Here is an 18,737-nt window from a genome sequence, read left to right as displayed (position 1 = left end):
AAAGAGGTAGAGGGGAGGGAAATCTTATGCAAAATTTAGAGGTTAACATACCCTAGTACAAAGAATCCACGTGTTTTATCTATTTATGTTCTTCTTTTGAGTGCTTTAATGGAAAAAATGTGCGATTTCGTTTGGTTGTTTTAAGAAATATGCTCATATTTGCACCGGTATTTATTCCCGTTACCTACAAAGTAACAGGCTTACTTTCAGCAAATTGCATTCCGAACCGAATACCGGATAAAATCAATAACCCGTTTATTTGCTTCATCTATTTTCTTATTCTGAAAAGGTTTCAGATAAGTCTCCGTCACCGTAATGGACGAGTGCCCCATCGCTTCGGAAATGATGCCCGGATGAATTTCACAATAATACGCTGTTGTAGCCCATGTATGACGGGCGGTGTATGAACTCAATTCATCACCCAGTCCCAACAATTCACCCAACAACATTAATTGTCGGTTAAATGTGCGCAATGCTAACTGATACTCTCGATATGCCTCTTTTGTTCCTTCACGACTTTTCAACAATGAGAAAAGGTATGGAGAAGAAGGGTCACAATTCATGTGCTTCTTCACCAAAAGCATTGCCTCCGGAGTCAATGTCACCGACAATGTACGCCCCGTCTTACGCCTACGATAAGTAATCACATTATCATGCAAATCACTCTTACGCAAATATGCGAGATCGACAAAAGGTAAACCACGAAGTAAAAACATCAGAGTAAATAGCTCTTGTGTACATCGCAAAGCCGGAGTTGCAACCGATGAATGTAATTTTGCAAATACCTTTTTTATGTCTTCCTCACATAAAGCTCGCTTACGATCAGCGCGAGTACCGGTATAAACCGAATGAAATAAGTTCGGCACATAAGGTGCTTTTCGAAGATCGACTGCACGGTTATATACTGCACGAAATGTACGCAAATAAGTTGAAACTGTATTCCAACTACAACCACGGCTACGAAGATGTATTTCGAAACCTTTCAACCATCCCGGAGTTACTTTATCAAAAGTGAAATCTCCTTTCCCACAATAAACAATAATGGCATTGAGACTGCTACGATATACGTGAGCCGTCCCAAAGTTTCCCCCCATTTGTAGCCCGTTAGCCACTTGCCTCATAAATGCTACTACTTTTAACATATTATTATTACTTAATTTAATTACACAATAAACATACAGGTATTTTTAAGAACAAGCAAACCTGTAAGTTACAAATAACAATAATAATAACAATGTTGTTTCTTGGAAGTAAATGAAAGGAGCGATGAGGTAAAACTAAGACAAAAAAAGACGGGGATGTCCCAATCTTGGCACATCCCCGTACAATATAAATCAATTCTGTTATTATTTCTTCAGAATATCCATTGTATCGGATGCAATCAACAATTCTTCGTCTGTCGGAATCACTACTACTTTCACTTTAGAAGCAGGAGTAGAAATAATTGCTTCCTCACCACGAACTTTAGCATTCACATCGTTGTCAAGCTCAATACCCATGAATTCCATATCCTTACAAACTTCACGACGACATTCCATCTGGTTCTCACCTACACCACCAGTAAACAGGATAATATCCACACCGCCCAATGCAGCAGCATAAGCACCGATATATTTCTTAATACGGTAATAGTACATCTTCTCTGCAAGGATAGCTTTCTCATTGCCAGCCGCACAAGCAGCCAAGAGTTCACGCATATCGCTTGATACACCCGAAATGCCCAGTACACCGCTCTTCTTGTTCAACAGATTGGAAACACCGGTTGTGTTCAAGCCTTCTTTTTCCATGATAAATGTTACTGCACCGGCATCAATATCACCGCTACGAGTACCCATCATCAAGCCTTCCAATGGAGTCAAGCCCATAGTAGTATCCATACATTTACCATCTTTGATAGCAGCGATAGAACCACCGTTACCAATGTGGCAAGTGATAATTTTCTGTCCTACCGGATTCACGCCCAAAAATTCACATACACGTTTGGACACGTAACGATGAGATGTTCCGTGGAAGCCATAACGACGCACACCATACTTTTCATACAATTCATAAGGAATAGCATACATGTAGGCATAATCCGGCATGGTCTGATGAAAAGCCGTATCGAATACACCTACCTGCGGAATGTTAGGAAGAATAGCAGAAACTGCATTCACACCTTTCAAGTTAGCCGGATTGTGCAACGGAGCCAGATCATTGCAAGCTGTAAAGGCTTCCAATACCTCCTTGTTCAGCAATACAGATTCGCTGAAACGCTCGCCTCCGTGTACCATACGGTGACCTACGGCATTGATTTCATCCAAAGATTTGATAGCGCCATATTCGGGGTGAATCAACGTATTCAGGATAAACTCAACTCCTACTGTATGTTCAGGAATATCTTTTTCCAGAATTTTCTTTTCACCATTCGGTAAAGTCAGTTTCAAGAAAGATCCTTTCAGACCGATTTTTTCGATACCACCTTGCGCAATCACTTCTTTGCTGGTCATATCGAACAATTTATATTTAATAGATGAACTTCCGCAGTTCAATACCAGAATTTTCATGTCGTTGTCAATTTAATACTTACTACCTTATATCTAATACTTATTTATTTGCCTTTGCAGCAATAGCCTGGTTAGCCGTGATAGCAATCATGCGATATACATCTTCGATAGACAACCACGAGACAAGTCGTTTACCGGACAAGCGATACCCTGAAGGATCGGGCCGACAGCGTCAGCATGTCCCAGACGTTGAACTAACTTATAAGAGATATTACCAACTTCCAGACTCGGAACAATCAATACGTTTGCTTCGCCAGCCACAGGAGAACCCGGAGCCTTGCTTGCACCGACTTCCGGAACAAGAGCAGCATCAGCCTGCATTTCACCATCCAGATCAAGCGTAGGAGCCATCTCCTTTGCAATCTTAGTAGCTTCTACCACTTTATCAACTACTTCGTGTTTTGCAGAACCCTTGGTAGAGAAGCTCAACAGAGCCACTTTCGGATTTTCAATACCGGCAACGGCTTTCGCAGTTTGAGCAGTACAAATAGCAATCTGTGCCAGCTGATTAGCGTCCGGAACCGGAGTTACGGCAACGTCACCCATGACCAAAATGCCATTCTTTCCGTATTCAGGAGCATGAGTCAGAAGCAACATAGCACCGGATACGCAAGTGATTCCCGGAGCAGTCTTGATAATCTGCAAAGCAGGACGCAATACATTACCAGTAGTGTTGCGGGCACCAGCCAACTGACCGTCAGCATCACCGCTCTTAATCATTAAACAACCATAGAACAAAGGATCGCTCGTCAATTTGCGGGCTTCTTCGATAGTCATCCCCTTCTTTTTACGAAGTTCACACAACAACTGCGCATATTCTTCGTGTTTCGGAGAAGTTTCAGGATCAATGATAGTAGCTTTACCGATGTTTCCCAATCCCCATTTTGTAGCAAGTTCATTAATTTCTGCCGGTTTACCCAGTAAAATTAGATCGGCTACTTCGTCTGTCAAAATCATATTGGCAGCTTTCAATGTGCGTTCTTCAGTTCCTTCCGGAAGAACAATACGTTGGCGATTTGCTTTCGCACGCGCCACGATTTGGTTGATTAAATTGAGCATAGATATATTGAATATTATTATAAAACGTCCTTACAATTTGTAATTTGCGGTGCAAAAGTACTCAATTTTGCAATATCCACATTACAATTTCGGCTATTTTTCTCTCCCAAGTCTAAAATATTATAATATTTAACACTGTACTCCTATTTTTCATACCTTTGCAGTGTTTTCAAACAAAATCAATAGGTTATTAGTATATGATACGTCAGTGCGCCATTTTATTTGGCTGTTTGGCTTTGGGTGAATTAATAGTTTATCTTACGGGTATCAAGCTCCCCTCCAGCATCATCGGTATGCTGCTGCTCACCCTCTTTTTAAAATTAGGTTGGATTAAACTACACTGGGTACAGGGATTGTCCGACTTTCTGGTTGCCAACTTAGGATTCTTTTTCGTTCCGCCCGGTGTGGCTCTTATGCTATACTTTGATGTTATTGCGGCAGAGTTCTGGCCGATAGTAACAGCGACCATTGTCAGCACCGCGCTTGTACTTGTCGTTACGGGATGGGTACATCAAATCGTCCGCAAGTTCAGGCTGGCACGTCAGATTAAGCTGGCGCGCAAACTTCATCTGACGGATTTCCATCTGTCGGAGAAACTGCACCTTAAAGATAAAATCAACTTAACGAATAAAGACAAATGAGTTCTTAGAGAATAATTTCTTCCTGCTGGCTATCACCTTCGGGATTTTCTTCTTTGCCAAATTGCTTCAGAAGAAAACAGGACTGGTATTATTAAATCCTATATTGCTGACCATCGCCCTATTAATCATCTTCCTTAAAATGACAAATATCTCATACGAGACCTATAATAAAGGAGGACATCTGATCGAGTTCTGGCTCCGCCCGGCTGTTGTTGCTTTAGGCGTACCTTTATATCTTCAATTGGAGATGATAAAAAAGCAGTTATTGCCAATCCTTCTGTCTCAACTGGCAGGCTGCATTGTCGGAGTTATTTCAGTAGTGCTGATTGCGAAGTTTATGGGAGCTTCCCAAGAAGTAATCCTGTCTCTGGCTCCCAAATCGGTTACGACTCCGATTGCGATGGAAGTAACCAAAGCCATTGGCGGTATTCCGTCACTGACGGCGGCAGTTGTTGTGGCAGTAGGTTTATTAGGAGCAATCTGTGGTTTTAAGACCATGAAAATCATGCGTGTAGGCAGTCCGATCGCCCAAGGGCTTTCGATGGGGACAGCCGCTCATGCTGTCGGAACTTCCACCGCAATGGATATCAGCAGTAAATATGGAGCATACGCCAGTCTGGGACTGACACTGAATGGAATCTTCACTGCACTACTCACACCTACGCTCCTTCGATTATTAGGTGTCTTGTAAAAACAAAATCTCTTGATTTTCCGTTATATAAAGAGTTAAACGCAAAAAGCAATTTTATGATTCCATTTAAAGATATCACATTAGCAGACAAAGACACAATCACCTCATTCACGATGAAAAGTGATCGCCGCAATTGCGATCTTTCATTCTCCAATCTTTGCAGCTGGAGATTCTTATACGACACTCAATTCGCAGTGGTCGACAACTTTCTGGTATTCAAGTTCTGGGCGGGAGAACAACTTGCTTATATGATGCCCGTAGGTACAGGAGATTTGAAAGCAGTATTGTGGGAACTGATAGAAGATGCCCGCAAAGAGAACCAGCATTTTTGTATGCTGGGAGTGTGCAGCAATATGCGCGCTGATCTCGAAACCATCCTTCCGGAACAGTTCACTTTCACAGAAGACCGCGACTATGCGGATTATATTTATTTGAGAAGTGATCTTTCTACGCTGAAAGGGAAGAAATTCCAGGCGAAAAGAAATCATATCAACCGGTTCCGCAACACTTATCCGGATTACGAATACACACCGATTACCCCGGACCGTATTCAGGAATGTCTGGATCTGGAAGCAGAGTGGTGTAAAGTGAATAATTGTGACCAACAGGAGGGGACAGGCAACGAACGTCGCGCCCTGATTTATGCTCTCCACAACTTCGAGGCACTCGGACTGACGGGAGGTATCTTGCATGTGAACGGTAAAATCGTCGCATTCACATTCGGTATGCCTATCAATCATGAAACATTCGGCGTACATGTAGAAAAAGCGGATACCAGTATTGAAGGTGCGTATGCCATGATTAATTATGAATTTGCCAACCGGATTCCCGAACAATATATCTATATCAACCGGGAAGAGGATTTAGGTATTGAGGGCTTACGCAAAGCCAAACTGTCTTACCAGCCGGCGACGATTCTGGAAAAATATATGGCTTGCCTCAAAGAGCATCCCATGAATATGGTTAAATGGTAAGTCCATTATAAATATGATGTTAAAGGAGCAAGTAAAAGCATTGTGGAAAATCTGTTTTGACGATAGTGAAGAATTCGTTGAAATGTACTTCAGACTGCGCTATAAAACAGAGGTGAATGTCGCCATCCAAAGTGGCGATGAGGTAATCTCTGCGCTTCAGATGCTTCCTTATCCGATGACTTTCGGCGGAGAAACAGTGCAGACTTCCTATATTTCAGGAGCCTGTACGCATCCCGATTTCCGAAGCAAAGGGGTTATGAGAGAGCTTTTATCACAGTCTTTCGCCCGGATGCTGCGGAATGGAGTATATTTCAGTACATTGATACCGGCAGAGCCCTGGTTGTTCGACTATTATGCCCGCATGGGATATGCTTCCGTATTCAAGTATTCAACTAGAGAGATCGTTTTGCCGGAGTTTATTCCTTCTAAAGAGATAGCGGTCAGTGTGGTTCCGGTATTTCAGGAAGAGATTTATTCTTATTTGAATAAGAAGCTTTCCGAACGGGCTTGCTGTATTCAGCACACGCTGGAAGACTTTCAGGTTATTATGACTGATCTTGCCATCAGCGGAGGATACTTATTTGTAGCCAGACAAGAAAACGATATCAAGGGGATGACTATTATATATAAAGGAGACAAACATATCATTATCAATGAGCTTTGCGCTGAAGATAAAGATGTGGAATATAGCCTATTGTATGCTATCAGGCAACACACCGGATATAAGTGCATGGTTCAACTCTTACCTCCCGAAGATCAACAGCCTCAACATCCGTTGGGCATGGCACGTATCATCAATGCCAAAGAAGTGCTGCAAATCTATGCCGCGGCTTTCCCCGAAGATGAAATGCAGTTGGAATTATCGGATAAACAACTGTCGGTAAATAACGGTTATTATTATCTGTGTAAAGGGAAGTGCATGTATAGTACCGAGCGACTGCCCGGTACACATATACAGATGAATATTAGCGAACTAACAGATAAAATACTCCAGCCGTTAAAGCCATATATGAGCTTGATGATGAATTAAGACACGAATTACACCACCTAGGAAGAGTACGAAAAAAGAGTTGCAGATAATTCCTTCATATCTTTACTTATTTATATTCATATCTGTTTCTAATACATATACCATTTGAGGGTCAATTTCCGCTGTACGTTCACCATCTCCCTGACGGGTGTGTTGCACAAAAAGGTGAAGTTTCCGCTGTTTCTTCCAGAGCTCCGTATCATGGGACGGTTCCCAGGCATCCACGGAAAAGTCGGTCAAATCCGTTATCGTCCATTTACTAATGCCGACGTCGGACGCATGTGCCATTGAGACACGGCTTCCCCGTTCTTCGTCGCGGAAAATATAAAAGACTTCCCCACCCTCTACCACAATACGCGGACGGGCAATAGGTATCATTTTCGTACCGCCACCCTTCAAGGTAAAAGGTGTTTTGCGATCTGTGATCTGCCGTTGATGCCATACTTTCCCATCGTTCCAGACGATACGATATTGGGGCACGTTACTGTCGGGATCCCGCCAATAAGTGGCTATATACGGATTTCCTTCTGCATCGGCACTCATACTTGTTTGATTAATCAACTCACAGTTTTGAGGCAAACGACAGGCATACTCTGCATTAGACAATTTGATAGGAAGTTCATATTGCTCTCCACTTGATTTATACCAAGTCACTCCATTATCAAACGAACGGGCATAACATATATCATGGTTTGTTTCCACATGCCAGCTTTCGCGCCACACCCACGAAAGATGGATGGTTCCTTTCTCATCGACATACATTTGCCAATAAGCATTCCGTTTATTTTCTCCGTCAATCAGTATATCCTGAATACGAGTCCATTTATGTTCTTTCAGCGAATAACGGTTCATCACCAAGTTACCACGACCGGAAGAACCGGAACGATAAACAAACAGTAAATCTCCTCCGGATAAAGAATAAAACTCCGGATAGGTTACATTTCCTTCATCAATTCCGGTCATCGGTATTTTATCTCCCAGTTCCAGAGAACCAGGAGCAATGCTCCGGCAATAATTCAGTTTATGTCCATGATGATCGAAAGACACGTGTATGTAACCTTCTCCATCCACCATCATACTGATTACATTATGAGCATCCTTTACATTTCCCTGATATTGGGTACGGTGTAAAGTCCATTGTTTCGAATCCAGTTTCCGTTTTCCAAGTATCAGATAGCCGTCGTTATCGTAATAACTGATATATTGTTCCTCACCGTGCGTCACCAGCGAGTTATTCCGAAAGACCGTCGTATTGACCGAAGTACAGCTATATCCCTTTCCTACTTCCACCAAACGCTGGGAACAAGCAAGAGTAGGAACAAGTATTATTCCGCAAAGTAGTAGTAATATCCGTTTCATGCTTATCTTCTTTTTTATTTGTCAAAGATGGAAAGAGTCCATTTTTCATGCCAGGGAATTGTTATCTTTCCGTCTTTTACAAGTACAGGCAGCCATACATAGCGTGAGTCTTCCAAGTCTTTCTTTTTCCAGCGGTCGAACATAGCGATGTATGCGTCCTTCTTTCCGATAACAGGCTGAACATAAGTGCTCTGTGCGTAAAACGTTTTATCCGCATCCGGTCCCGTACAAGGATTACCAATCGTTTTCCACGTTCCCATAATAGAATCGGCCACTGCTATTTCGGCCACATTCGGATCCCAGCCTGTGCAACCGGAGCTTAACATATAGTATTTACCATTATATTTAAACACAGCCGGAGCTTCACGAGACTCTCTGACGAAATTACGAGTAAACCGTCCGCTAGGTTTCAGATAATCATCAGTCAAAAGACTAATATACATGGTTTCATTATTTTCCGAAGAATAGAACTGATAAGCACGTCCGTCATCATCCACAAAAACTGTCTGATCGCGGCTCATCGCATTGTTCGGACGGAAACTTTCCTGATAAACGAACGGTCCGACAGGAGAATCGGCAACCGCCACGCCGGCACAAGCCTTACTGTAATCGGCACTTTCCACATGTGCCCACATTACAAACTTACCGGTCTTCTTATTAAAGATAACTTTCGGACGTTCCAACACTTTGGAGGGATGCAGGTCATGATTCGGATCGTCTTTGACTGCCGGAAGCACAATTCCTTCAAATTTCCAATTCAGCAAGTCTTTAGAAGAGTAACAACCTACTCCGGTCACGTCTGTACGATAACACTCCCACGTAGCCCAGTCCGGCAAAATCGTTTTTCCTTTCTTGTATTCACCATACCAATAGTAAGTACCATTGTGATAAAGAAGTCCGCCACCATGGGCATTGATCGGATTTCCATCCGTATCATTCCACACTTGTCCGGGGATAAATGCTGTGTTCTTTTGTGCCTGCATTGATACAGGCAATAACAACGCGCAAACGACTCCTGATAATATACACTTGATTATTCTGCAATGTCTATTCATATTCATGATATTAAATAAGATTTCTTGTTTACAAAGATAGATGATACATTAAATATAAAGGTACACTTATGTGTCAAAAAAGGACTAAAAAACAATCATTCTCCGCTAAATGCACGATATTACAGAGCATTTGCACTTCGATTTTAGCCCGCGTTTACCATATAATACGATAGGGATAGGGATTTCACCTATCAGTTCACTCAATAAAAAGAACCTACCCGATTTCAACACAAAGTGATTTTCTGGTCGAGCAGGTCATTTATATATACACATAAAATGCTTTTCTGATAATCCGGTTTCCTAATCCTATATGGCACTTCTCTATCTATGCTTCTGAAGACATACCTTACCTGCTTCCTTATTCATTACTAACTGCCCTCTCTTTCATTAATAACAAACTTTCTTTTGATTATAGGTAAACTTCCTATTACCAATATGCAAACTTACTTTTCATTAAATGCAATCTATAAATGAAAGTTGCGTTTATAAAAACAGAACTTGCAATTATATAAATGGAACTTGCATTTATATAATCAAAGCTTGCATTTATAGTTTTCTTATAATGCAAAAGAAGTTTAGGTCCTATACAAAGGAAGTTTGTCCCTTATAGAAAAGAAGTTTTCTTATAATAGTCTGGAAACCATCTATTAATACTTCTCCTGCCAGCTATAGATAAAAGATTTAGCAGACTAGACAGCTGTAAAAGCCAGGGTAGAAAGGTGAAAGGAAGGTGAAAGCCAGCCCTTCACCCGCTAATGCCGATGAACAGGGCATTGTGAAAGGTGAAGGGTCTTTTCTTGAATATGATTATTTTAGTATACCAGCGTAAGGCAATGTCTGCAACCACAACTGAATGAATTATATCCACGAAACATTTCTCAAATATGATTTCATTCAAAGAATAAAGAAAGCAGTCTATATTGTTTATATTCAAGCAATTATTCATAGCACAATTTGTGTAGCATAAAAAATGCTACATAAATTATGCTATAAATATTGATTCTATCAAACTTTTACCGAACAATCATTGCCACATGATCCCACAACAAACGGTAGAACTATCATCTATTTGTTTACCAATACAGCACCTCCCTGCGGAAGAATCTCCAGCTGCACTTTACCGTTCTCTTTCACTTTCAACGGCACAAGCTGTGGCTCTCCTTTCTTATCATCCTTATACAGGGTAACCGTTTTTCCGGCAAACATCTCTAAATCCAGTTTCAACTTCAATGTTTCTTTTCCTGCATTCACAGCAGCCAGATACCAAGTATCATTGTGACGACGTGCCAACACGACATATTTTCCAGGATATCCGTCAATGAAGCGTGTCTCGTTCCAAGTGGTAGGAACCGCTTTCATATAGTCCATACAAACAGGAGAAACATCTTCCAGGTTGTTGGGAGCAAGCGCAAAGTTTTGTACCGGATTTTGGAATAATACGGTAGTGGCCAGTTGGAATATATCAGTAGTGCGACGCGTAGTTCCTCCGTCATTGTTGCGGTTCAGCCGTTTGTTCAGGAAACAACCGCCGAATTCCATGCTACCCACTGCATTGCGGATAAACGGATGCAGGCAAGCATTGAAGGCTTCTTCATCGCAGAAATGTTGGTTGAATACCATATTCTCGGATGCCAGTACGGCTTCACTACCTACATAATTCGGATACATGCGTTCCCATCCGCGAGGGATTGTACAACCGTGGAAGATCACCATCAGGCCGTGATCGTCAGCATCACTCAAGATATCTTCATACAAGCGCATCGTCTCTTGCTTGTCACCACCAAAGAAATCGACTTTAATGCCTTTTACTCCAAGACTCTGTAACCATTTCATCTCCCGTTTGCGAATAATGGCGTTGTCCATGTGATTAACCGGTCCTTGCTCAATATCATTCCAATAACCGGAAGAGCTATACCATAAGAAGAGTTCCACGCCTTTACTACGTGCGTATTCTACCAAAGACTTCATGCGGTCGCGACCGATGTTCGTATCCCACCAGTTATCAATCAACGCATACTCATATCCCATTGCCGCAGCAAAATCAATATATCGCACCTGATCGTCATAGTTGATACTACCATCCTGCCAAAGAATCCAGCTCCATGTGCCGCGTCCGAAACGGTAGTCATATTTTGTTTCATAAAGAGGACGCACGACATCCCACGCAACAGTTGTTTCCACAATCGGTTTCAAAGTTTCGCCAACTGTTATGGTACGCCAGGGAGTAGCTCCCGGCAAGGCAAATGCCGGAGCAACCGTTCCGTTGCCATTATTTTCTTCTGCCATCGGGAAAGCAATCGTATACAGATTACCTTCGCTCACATCGCTTAAACGTGAGCCGCAATATCGACTGTCCACTCCTGTCTCGCTAACCAGCACCCAACCATCGTCACCAATACGGAACAGGCAAGGGAAGGTGTAACCATGCCCGTACTGGGAACGGTCACTCATCGGAGCATCTGCCTTGTATTCTTCCTCATAACTGGGTTTTGTACGCTTCCATCCTATCATGGCATCGCTTTGCGGACACAAGAAAGTAGTAGTCTGTTGCGGGAAACGGAAACCGGTTTCTTCGGCAGTCACCGTTACACTTCCTTTTCCATCCTGACGCGGCAGGGTATAACGGAAAGCTACATCATTGTTGCTGACACGAAAGACAACATCTATTTTCTGTCCTTTCGGATTCTCAAATTGACAGTTCAGCTCGTTTGCCTGATAATGCACTTGTGAGGTTTTAATACGATCCTGACGATAGACGGTATCAATCGGGGTGACCGTATGCCCTGTCAGTTTCATTCCTTTAGCAAAGTCACCAATATTCGTGTTCATACCCAAAGGTGATTTCTCCAGCATGGTTTTCCCATTATAGGTAATGGAATAACTTGGCTTTTCGGTAGGGGAAGTAAAGACAACCAATTGCAGTTTTTCATCCGGTCCTTTCACGACCACGTCTTGTGCCATCAGCGAAGTCAGACAGCAACCAGCCACCAGTAGAGTGCTTATTATCTTCTTCATATTATTCATGTTATTATGTTCTTCATTTATTTCCTGTTATTTCTCATTTGCCTTTTTTATCCGGATCACCGTAAAAGAGTAGGCAGACAATTGGCAATCAAACTTTTCTGCCACTTCCACCGTATCTTCAACAGGTAGCGGAGTATCTGCCGGTTTGCCGGTCAGTACGGTTCTCTTTGCAGAAGGCTGTATCACACCGATTCCGGAAAGGTCGACATGAGTATTCACCTCTACAGGAAGTAAGTTGACCAACTTCACTATTACATCTCCACTTGCCGAATCGCGGACAATGGAAGAAGCAAAACGTTTCTGCACTTTATCGTCTTTATTATCCAAAGTGATCTTCGCCGGCAGATATTCGTTTCCGGCATTCTGTCCGTAGAGTTTCTGCACATAATATCCGGTGGTAGGTTTCACTTCCCGGTTATTGAAGTAAATCAAATCCGGATTCCATTGGGTATGTCCTTCTTTGGCGAGAAGAGGAGCATAGGAAGTCATGTGTACAACGTCTCCATTGCGTTCCAAGGCAGCAAGATAAAGAGCTTCCGTCAGTGCAGTTTCGATATTCGCTTTTCGTCCCGGGATATGAGTCGCATATTCGCCCAGATATACTTTTGTCTTTTTCGAACGGTCGTATTTATCGTAGAAGTCCTGATTGTTCAGGAACCATCCCGGAGTCTGATAATAATGTTCGTCCACCATCGGCACACCCAGTTTGTCGGCCAGTTTCCATCCTTCTACGTAGTCTGTACCTTCATTGAACGGTCCTACTGTACCTACAACGATCATTTCCGGATATTTTTCTTTGATGGCATTAAATATCATTGTAAAACGTTCTTCGAAGATATCGGTGATGAGATCTTCATTTCCGATACCGATGTATTTCAGGTTGAAAGGTTTCGGATGGCCTGCTTCGGCACGTACCTTTCCCCACTTTGTCTTCTTAGCGTCGCCGTTTGCCCATTCTATCAGATCAAGAATATCCTGAATATAAGCCCCCATTTCGCTCATAGGGATACCGCCTTGCTGTCCGCCTCTCAAGTCACCGTGACAGGCAGAGTTCTGGCAAGGAACACCAGCAGCCAATACCGGAAGCGGTTCTGCGCCAATATCTTCGCAGAATTGGAAATATTCAAAATATCCCAGTCCCATGCTTTGATGATATCCCCAAAGGTTACGTTGCGCCTTTCTTGCTTCTAACGGACCGACTGTATTTTTCCATTGATAGATATTCTTCAGACCATCACCATGAGCCACACAGCCACCGGGAAAACGGATGAAACGGGGATGAATGTCAGCTAACACTTGAGCCAGATCCTTGCGGAGTCCGTTCTTGCGTCCTTTAAATGTATGCTGCGGAAACAAAGAAATCATATCCAGATTCAATTCTCCAGCAGATTGGGGAATGATTTCGAGGCGAGTATCTGCGGTTGCTTTGGCAGTAATCACTGTTTTATACGTTTTCCATTGGCGGGAAGATACAGTCAGAGAAGTTTCTCCACATATATTTCCTTCTCCATCTACCAAACGAACCTGTAATTTATTTGATTGCCCCTGCGGAACTCTCGCGAATATGGAAAAATCATATTTCTCTCCAACATTCAGCGCGATACCATCAAAGCCTGTATTTTCTAACGCGGCTCCCGGTCGTTCTACATTCAATACGGCATAGTGCGGATTATTGGCATGAATAGGATCGCTAGTGTTAATGGTGAAAGTGGTTTTATCTCCTTTCAATGTCCAGGAATGAGTACTATTCCAGTTCTTATCCCCTTCCCTGTCTGAAGGGTCGTATTCGAAATCACGGTTCTGGATCAGCTCTGCATAGAGTCCTCCGTCTGCCGAATAATTAATATCTTCAAAGAAAGCACCCAACAAGACATCGCTGATGGCCTTGGCACGTTCGGGTTGTACGGTGACCGTTGCTTTTACAGGCTTCAAACCGGCAAAACGTTCTCCATCCTGTACCGGACGTTCTCCATGCAATGAGTTCCGATATTGATTCCAGCCATAATTCTTATTTAATCCATCTACCAAAGTCCACGCTACCCGGTTGATAGTTCCTTTCTGCTCCTCTCCGGCAACTACGGCTTTCACTCTTGTTCCGTTAAAATCGGAAGTAGTACGGGGATATTTCTGGCTGGTCCAGTTTATCAAGTCCTTAGAAGTGGCCTGACCGTATCCATCACGATCATTCAATTTCCAGGTACATATCCATTCGCCAGCGGGCGACTGTTTCAAATAAGGGTCGAGCATTTTCTTCTGTGATCCCCAACGGCTGTAATCACACCGGAGATATCCGTAGTTCCGGCCGACTTCAAACCAGTTTTCCTTATCCATGCTCCAGGCAAAACGAAGCCCGCTACGTCCGTCGTCTCCGGAAGTAGCGAAGGAAAAGAGATAAACCGAATCGGGGGTACTCGTCATTTCTTTGATTGCAGCTAAAGTGACTTGCTGAAACGACAAAAACAAGACAACTAAAAACAGGAATAATTTTCTCATGGTATCTATTGCATTAAGATTATCAATCGCAAAGTTAAGATTTTCATTATTCTAACTGATATATTTCAAGCTATAATTGGTTGTTTTACACTTAAAAATATATAAGAAACAAGTAAACAAGGGTAAAATATACACTTTTTCCAATATCGTATACTATTTTCCTGGATTACAATAGTGAATCCACCTTATCTTAATAACTCAAAAAAAGACGAAAGGGTGAATGTATTTATCTGGAAATGAAGATTACCCGCTTGAAATTCATTGAATTTGTAGATGAGAGGTGCCCAAATTTCCTTTCAACGAAATCATCTTCGCGACAAGGAGCTGTGGCGAGGATGATTTCTAATTTAGATGGGTTTTGACCTTCCTCCTTTGGATCAGAACCTTCCGGTTTACCATACGCCTTGAAAAGGCGTTGCAATTCTTTTTGAGTAATCGGAATAACAGTACCGTGGCGTGGATGGAAATCCATACTAACGGCATGGTCAATCACTTTGAAGTGTTCCAGATCAGCACTTTCCGTAAACTGGTATTTGCCTTTCATATACACATCGTACATCAAGATATACTTATCCGAGCCAATCAATGGAAAGATGCCCGCACCCTCTACTGCATCCTTCGTCTGCTGCTTATAGTCATCTGATTCCGTCCACTGTCCGGAGGTCAGAGAGGAAGTAGTAGCCTTCTTAATGCCATTTCCATTCCCTTCCGTTTTATAGAACAGGTGATAAAGCCCGTCTTTATAAATGATGTCGCCGTCAATACATGACTTTTCGTTTTTCGGGAGAAACAGCGGTTTCGGTTCTCCTTCTATATCGGTAAAATCCTTGTTAGCGTATGCATAATAAATGATGTCCGGACCATTGCCATGTTGCATGGACCAATAGATCATGTATTTTCCGGCCTGCTTGTCATAAATCGTTTGTGGCGCCCACACACGTTTCAGGTTTTCCTGATCGGGATATTTCTTCTGGATATTCACGATATTGGAAGTCCAGTGTACAAGGTCTTTCGATTTCAGCAATACCATGGCGCGATTAGAACTCCATCCATTGGCAGATACCATGTCTGTAACTACCATATAAAATGTCTTCCCGTCTTCACAACGTAAAATATGAGGATCGCGCACTCCGCCTGTTGAACTAATCACACGGGAATCGAGTACCGGTTGATTTCCATTCAAGGCTTTATAATTGTATCCGTCGAGACTAACAGCCATCCTGACGGCTTCTTCACTCATGCGATTGCCGGTGAAATAAACAAACAGGTAGGCAGATTGTTGGCAATATCCAGTCAACACTCCTACAAAGAGGAGTGCGAAAAGGATTATATTTTTTTTCATATCTATTATCATTTCAATGCTTGTACATCAATAGTTTAGTAATTAAAGTCAGCAGATTTCACATACACCCGATATTCTTTAATCATGCCCGGATATTCTTTCTCGGCACGGGGCAGATAGCGGAAGCCAGTCACTGTTTCCACTTTACTCAAGTCAATCACCAATTGATGAGGATAAGGGACATTATCCACAGTCATCCAGAAAGTAGATTCCTGCAAATCGAATATTTTATCGGCTGTACGGTTGCCGCTGCGTGTTTCTTCACTATCGGCATAACGAATCTTCCAATGCTCACGAGATACCGGTTTGCCATCAGCTCCCAGGACATCGAACTCTGCTACTGCCGCGATGTTATCATTTGCTTGCGGAGAAAGCGCTTCCAAACAGAAATAACGTCCTTACACTGGAGCAGCAAATCGTACTTCCTGCCAGCCGTTGCCCGGAGTGAAAGCTCCTTCGTGTGTTACTTTCTCACCTGTCAGTTTCAGTTTTTCTCCATCCTTGCGGTGTGTTTCGGGAGCTTTTTCACGAAGCACATCAAGAATAGGTTTCCTCAAGCCTTTAATAGAAGCCTTGGCAGGACCTTTCAAATCCAATATGAGAATTTCATTCTCTCCTTCTTTGAGCCAGCAACCCGGCATAAAGAGGGTCTGTTGCGGACCAATTTCCCAGAAACGCCCCATTGCATGGCCGTTCACCCAAACCATACCTTTACCCCATGTGCTCATATCCAGGAATGTATCTCCTACTTTATCCAGTTTAAAAGTGCTCTTGTAGTAAGCAGGCATAGACGGTAGTATTTTTGTATCGTTATATTTCTTGTCTTTAATAAAAGAATAATCTACCGGGAAGTTGTACACAGCCCAGTTTTTCAATTCCTTAGCCTGGTTACCCGAAACTAGTTCCACCTTTTCTGTAATACCTTTGCGGTCGTGGATGGATTTGTCAAAGTTGACACGTCCCATTGCTTCCACCAGAATATCCAGTTGCGTACCTTTTTTCAGTGCGGGTAAAATCGTAGTAAATTCTCCTTTGCGACGGTCCAAACGCGCCAGAAGTTTGCCGTCGGCATAGATTTGCGCCCAGTCGTGCACTTCCGTAATCTTCAAAACGGTTCCAGCGGGGGTTGCTTCAGGCAGTGTGGTCCGATACAGAATAGTTCCCCATCCTTGATTGAATTGTTCCATCGGTTGAATATCCACTGTTTGTTTGGCTTCCGGCAAATTCGAGAATAGTGGAGCCACTTTATTGAAATGAATTTCGGGAATCTCAATAACAGGCAAAGCAGCGGGGACTTCAGGCAATGATTCACCGCCCGGAAGATAGTTTTTCAATAAATCGCGAAGCAAGAAAAACTTTTCGGTGGTCCATCCGGCTTCACTGATCGGAGCGTCATAATCGTACGAACTGCACATAGCGGAATAAGCAGGGTTGTTTGCACCTCCCCAATGACCGAAAGTCGTTCCTCCGTGAGTCATATAGAGACTGAAAGAAATATTCCGGTCGAGCATATCCTTGATGCCCTGTACCATATCTTTCGCAGGACGTGTTTCGTGTTTCCGTCCCCAATGGTCGAACCATCCGCTCCAGAACTCACTACACATCAATGGAGTTTCGGGACGAAGTTCTTTCAGTTTCTTAAATTGCTGGTCGATATTAGCCCCAGTTCCGAAATTCACAGTCCAAATCAGGTCGTCAAGTGCGTTATTGGTAAAGTTACTGCTCCAGTCACATTGAAACAGAGGCACATCGGTAAAACCGGATTCACGTACCAAATCACGCACGGCAGAAACGTATGGTTTATCGGTTCCGTAAGAGCCATACTCGTTCTCCACCTGAACCATGATAATGTTTCCTCCTTTATCCACTTGCAACGGAGCCAATTGCTTACCGACTTCTTTCATAAAAATGCCTACCCGTTCCATATAATAAGGATCAAGCGTGCGCAAGGCCACGTTTTTTTTCTTTAACAGCCACCAGGGAAGTCCTCCCATCTCCCATTCCGCACACACATACGGACCGGGACGGACAATGACGTACATTCCATGTTGCTGCGCAAGTTTACAGAAAGCGGCAATATCATTCTGACCGGCGAAGTCGAACTTTCCTTCTTCCTGTTCGTGGATATTCCAGAAAATATAAATGCAAATCGTATTCATTCCCAATGCTTTGCACATCTCTATGCGATGACTCCAGTAAGCCTGTGGGATACGGGTGTAATGCAACTCCGCCGCCTTCACTACAAATGGTTTTCCATCAAGCAAGAATGTGTTCTTGCCCGCCTCAAATTTGTGGGCAGTGGTTTGCGCCTGTGCACTACTAAAGAGAATAACTGTAAAAAGTACCAGTAAAGCAATGATTTTGTTTTTCATGGTTTATTCAAAAATAGAATTTTAATAGTATACGGCAAAGGTAGGCGATTCACCTAAAAAGGAGGGGATAATTATCATTCAAAAAGGGTTAGAAATAAAGCAAAATAGCGCCAATGTGCGCTATTTGCTTTATTTCATTTTATTCCCGATC

At 42.8% G+C, this 18,737-nt stretch carries 10 protein-coding genes and 3 pseudogenes; 4 read left to right on the top strand and 9 right to left on the bottom strand.

The genetic code is table 11. The features are described from left to right. Positions 1–206: 206 nt before the first annotated feature. The 3 genes and pseudogenes from DXA05_RS17405 to pta form a co-directional block, all read right to left on the bottom strand. The gene (locus DXA05_RS17405; RefSeq protein ID WP_128859425.1) at positions 207–1,142 is read right to left on the bottom strand and encodes a site-specific integrase; all 936 of its coding nucleotides are present in this window, start codon (positions 1,140–1,142) and stop codon (positions 207–209) included. A 204-nt stretch (positions 1,143–1,346) separates the two neighbouring features. Continuing rightward, the gene (locus DXA05_RS17400) at positions 1,347–2,546 is read right to left on the bottom strand and encodes an acetate kinase (protein WP_117809391.1); all 1,200 of its coding nucleotides are present in this window, start codon (positions 2,544–2,546) and stop codon (positions 1,347–1,349) included. Positions 2,547–2,586: 40 nt separating this feature from the next. Next, positions 2,587–3,605: pseudogene (pta, locus tag DXA05_RS17395) on the bottom strand (phosphate acetyltransferase). A gap of 197 nt (positions 3,606–3,802) precedes the next feature. On the opposite strand from pta, the gene DXA05_RS17390 reads away from it, so the two are divergent. Genes DXA05_RS17390 through DXA05_RS17375 form a run of 4 tightly spaced genes read left to right on the top strand, consistent with a single transcriptional unit; the run spans position 3,803 to position 6,941 of the window. Continuing rightward, a complete protein-coding gene (locus tag DXA05_RS17390) occupies positions 3,803–4,246 on the top strand; it encodes a CidA/LrgA family protein (protein ID WP_008024417.1) in 444 nt (147 codons plus the stop codon). Next, a complete protein-coding gene (locus DXA05_RS17385; protein ID WP_128859424.1) occupies positions 4,233–4,937 on the top strand; it encodes an LrgB family protein in 705 nt (234 codons plus the stop codon). Before DXA05_RS17390 ends, DXA05_RS17385 begins: the two co-directional genes overlap by 14 nt. 56 nt (positions 4,938–4,993) lie before the next feature. Next, positions 4,994–5,911, top strand: a complete 918-nt coding sequence (locus tag DXA05_RS17380; protein ID WP_128859423.1) for a DUF2156 domain-containing protein — start codon at positions 4,994–4,996, stop codon at positions 5,909–5,911. A gap of 13 nt (positions 5,912–5,924) precedes the next feature. After that, positions 5,925–6,941 (top strand): GNAT family N-acetyltransferase, encoded by a 1,017-nt coding sequence (locus tag DXA05_RS17375; protein ID WP_128859422.1) that lies wholly within the window; start codon positions 5,925–5,927, stop codon positions 6,939–6,941. Between the two features lie 63 nt (positions 6,942–7,004). Here the strand turns inward: DXA05_RS17375 and DXA05_RS17370 are convergent, their stop codons facing one another. The 6 genes and pseudogenes from DXA05_RS17370 to DXA05_RS17345 form a co-directional block, all read right to left on the bottom strand. Further along, positions 7,005–8,300: a BNR repeat-containing protein gene (locus DXA05_RS17370; protein ID WP_128859421.1), complete on the bottom strand. Its 1,296-nt coding sequence runs from the start codon at positions 8,298–8,300 to the stop codon at positions 7,005–7,007. Positions 8,301–8,314: 14 nt separating this feature from the next. Further along, entirely contained in the window at positions 8,315–9,355 is a 1,041-nt protein-coding gene (locus DXA05_RS17365) for a glycoside hydrolase family 43 protein (protein WP_049702283.1), read from the bottom strand. A gap of 1,065 nt (positions 9,356–10,420) precedes the next feature. Then, positions 10,421–12,370 carry a glycoside hydrolase family 97 protein gene (locus DXA05_RS17360; RefSeq protein ID WP_049702282.1) on the bottom strand — a complete coding sequence of 650 codons (1,950 nt, stop codon included), beginning with the start codon at positions 12,368–12,370 and terminating at the stop codon, positions 10,421–10,423. A 36-nt stretch (positions 12,371–12,406) separates the two neighbouring features. Then, the gene (locus DXA05_RS17355) at positions 12,407–14,872 is read right to left on the bottom strand and encodes an alpha-L-arabinofuranosidase C-terminal domain-containing protein (protein WP_128859420.1); all 2,466 of its coding nucleotides are present in this window, start codon (positions 14,870–14,872) and stop codon (positions 12,407–12,409) included. Positions 14,873–15,254: 382 nt separating this feature from the next. After that, a pseudogene (locus DXA05_RS17350) lies at positions 15,255–16,226 on the bottom strand (glycoside hydrolase family 43 protein); the annotation flags it as partial. Between the two features lie 23 nt (positions 16,227–16,249). Beyond that, positions 16,250–18,586, bottom strand: a pseudogene (locus tag DXA05_RS17345) (beta-galactosidase). Positions 18,587–18,737 lie beyond the last annotated feature (151 nt).

The organism is Bacteroides sp. AM54-2NS, from assembly GCF_003602935.1.
In the GTDB taxonomy this organism is placed as follows: domain Bacteria; phylum Bacteroidota; class Bacteroidia; order Bacteroidales; family Bacteroidaceae; genus Bacteroides; species Bacteroides xylanisolvens.
The sequence above is the reverse complement of the archived record's forward strand: the minus strand, read 5'-3'. Positions and strand labels throughout refer to the sequence as shown.

Excerpts from the sequence above, each read along its gene's own strand:
- DXA05_RS17380 (WP_128859423.1), top strand. The coding sequence starts at position 4,994 with ATGATTCCATTTAAAGATATCACATTAGCAGACAAAGACACAATCACC.
- DXA05_RS17400 (WP_117809391.1), bottom strand. The coding sequence starts at position 2,546 with ATGAAAATTCTGGTATTGAACTGCGGAAGTTCATCTATTAAATATAAA.
- DXA05_RS17405 (WP_128859425.1), bottom strand. The coding sequence starts at position 1,142 with ATGTTAAAAGTAGTAGCATTTATGAGGCAAGTGGCTAACGGGCTACAA.
- DXA05_RS17355 (WP_128859420.1), bottom strand. The coding sequence starts at position 14,872 with ATGAGAAAATTATTCCTGTTTTTAGTTGTCTTGTTTTTGTCGTTTCAG.
- DXA05_RS17390 (WP_008024417.1), top strand. The coding sequence starts at position 3,803 with ATGATACGTCAGTGCGCCATTTTATTTGGCTGTTTGGCTTTGGGTGAA.
- DXA05_RS17360 (WP_049702282.1), bottom strand. The coding sequence starts at position 12,370 with ATGAAGAAGATAATAAGCACTCTACTGGTGGCTGGTTGCTGTCTGACT.
- DXA05_RS17370 (WP_128859421.1), bottom strand. The coding sequence starts at position 8,300 with ATGAAACGGATATTACTACTACTTTGCGGAATAATACTTGTTCCTACT.
- DXA05_RS17375 (WP_128859422.1), top strand. The coding sequence starts at position 5,925 with ATGATGTTAAAGGAGCAAGTAAAAGCATTGTGGAAAATCTGTTTTGAC.
- DXA05_RS17365 (WP_049702283.1), bottom strand. The coding sequence starts at position 9,355 with ATGAATAGACATTGCAGAATAATCAAGTGTATATTATCAGGAGTCGTT.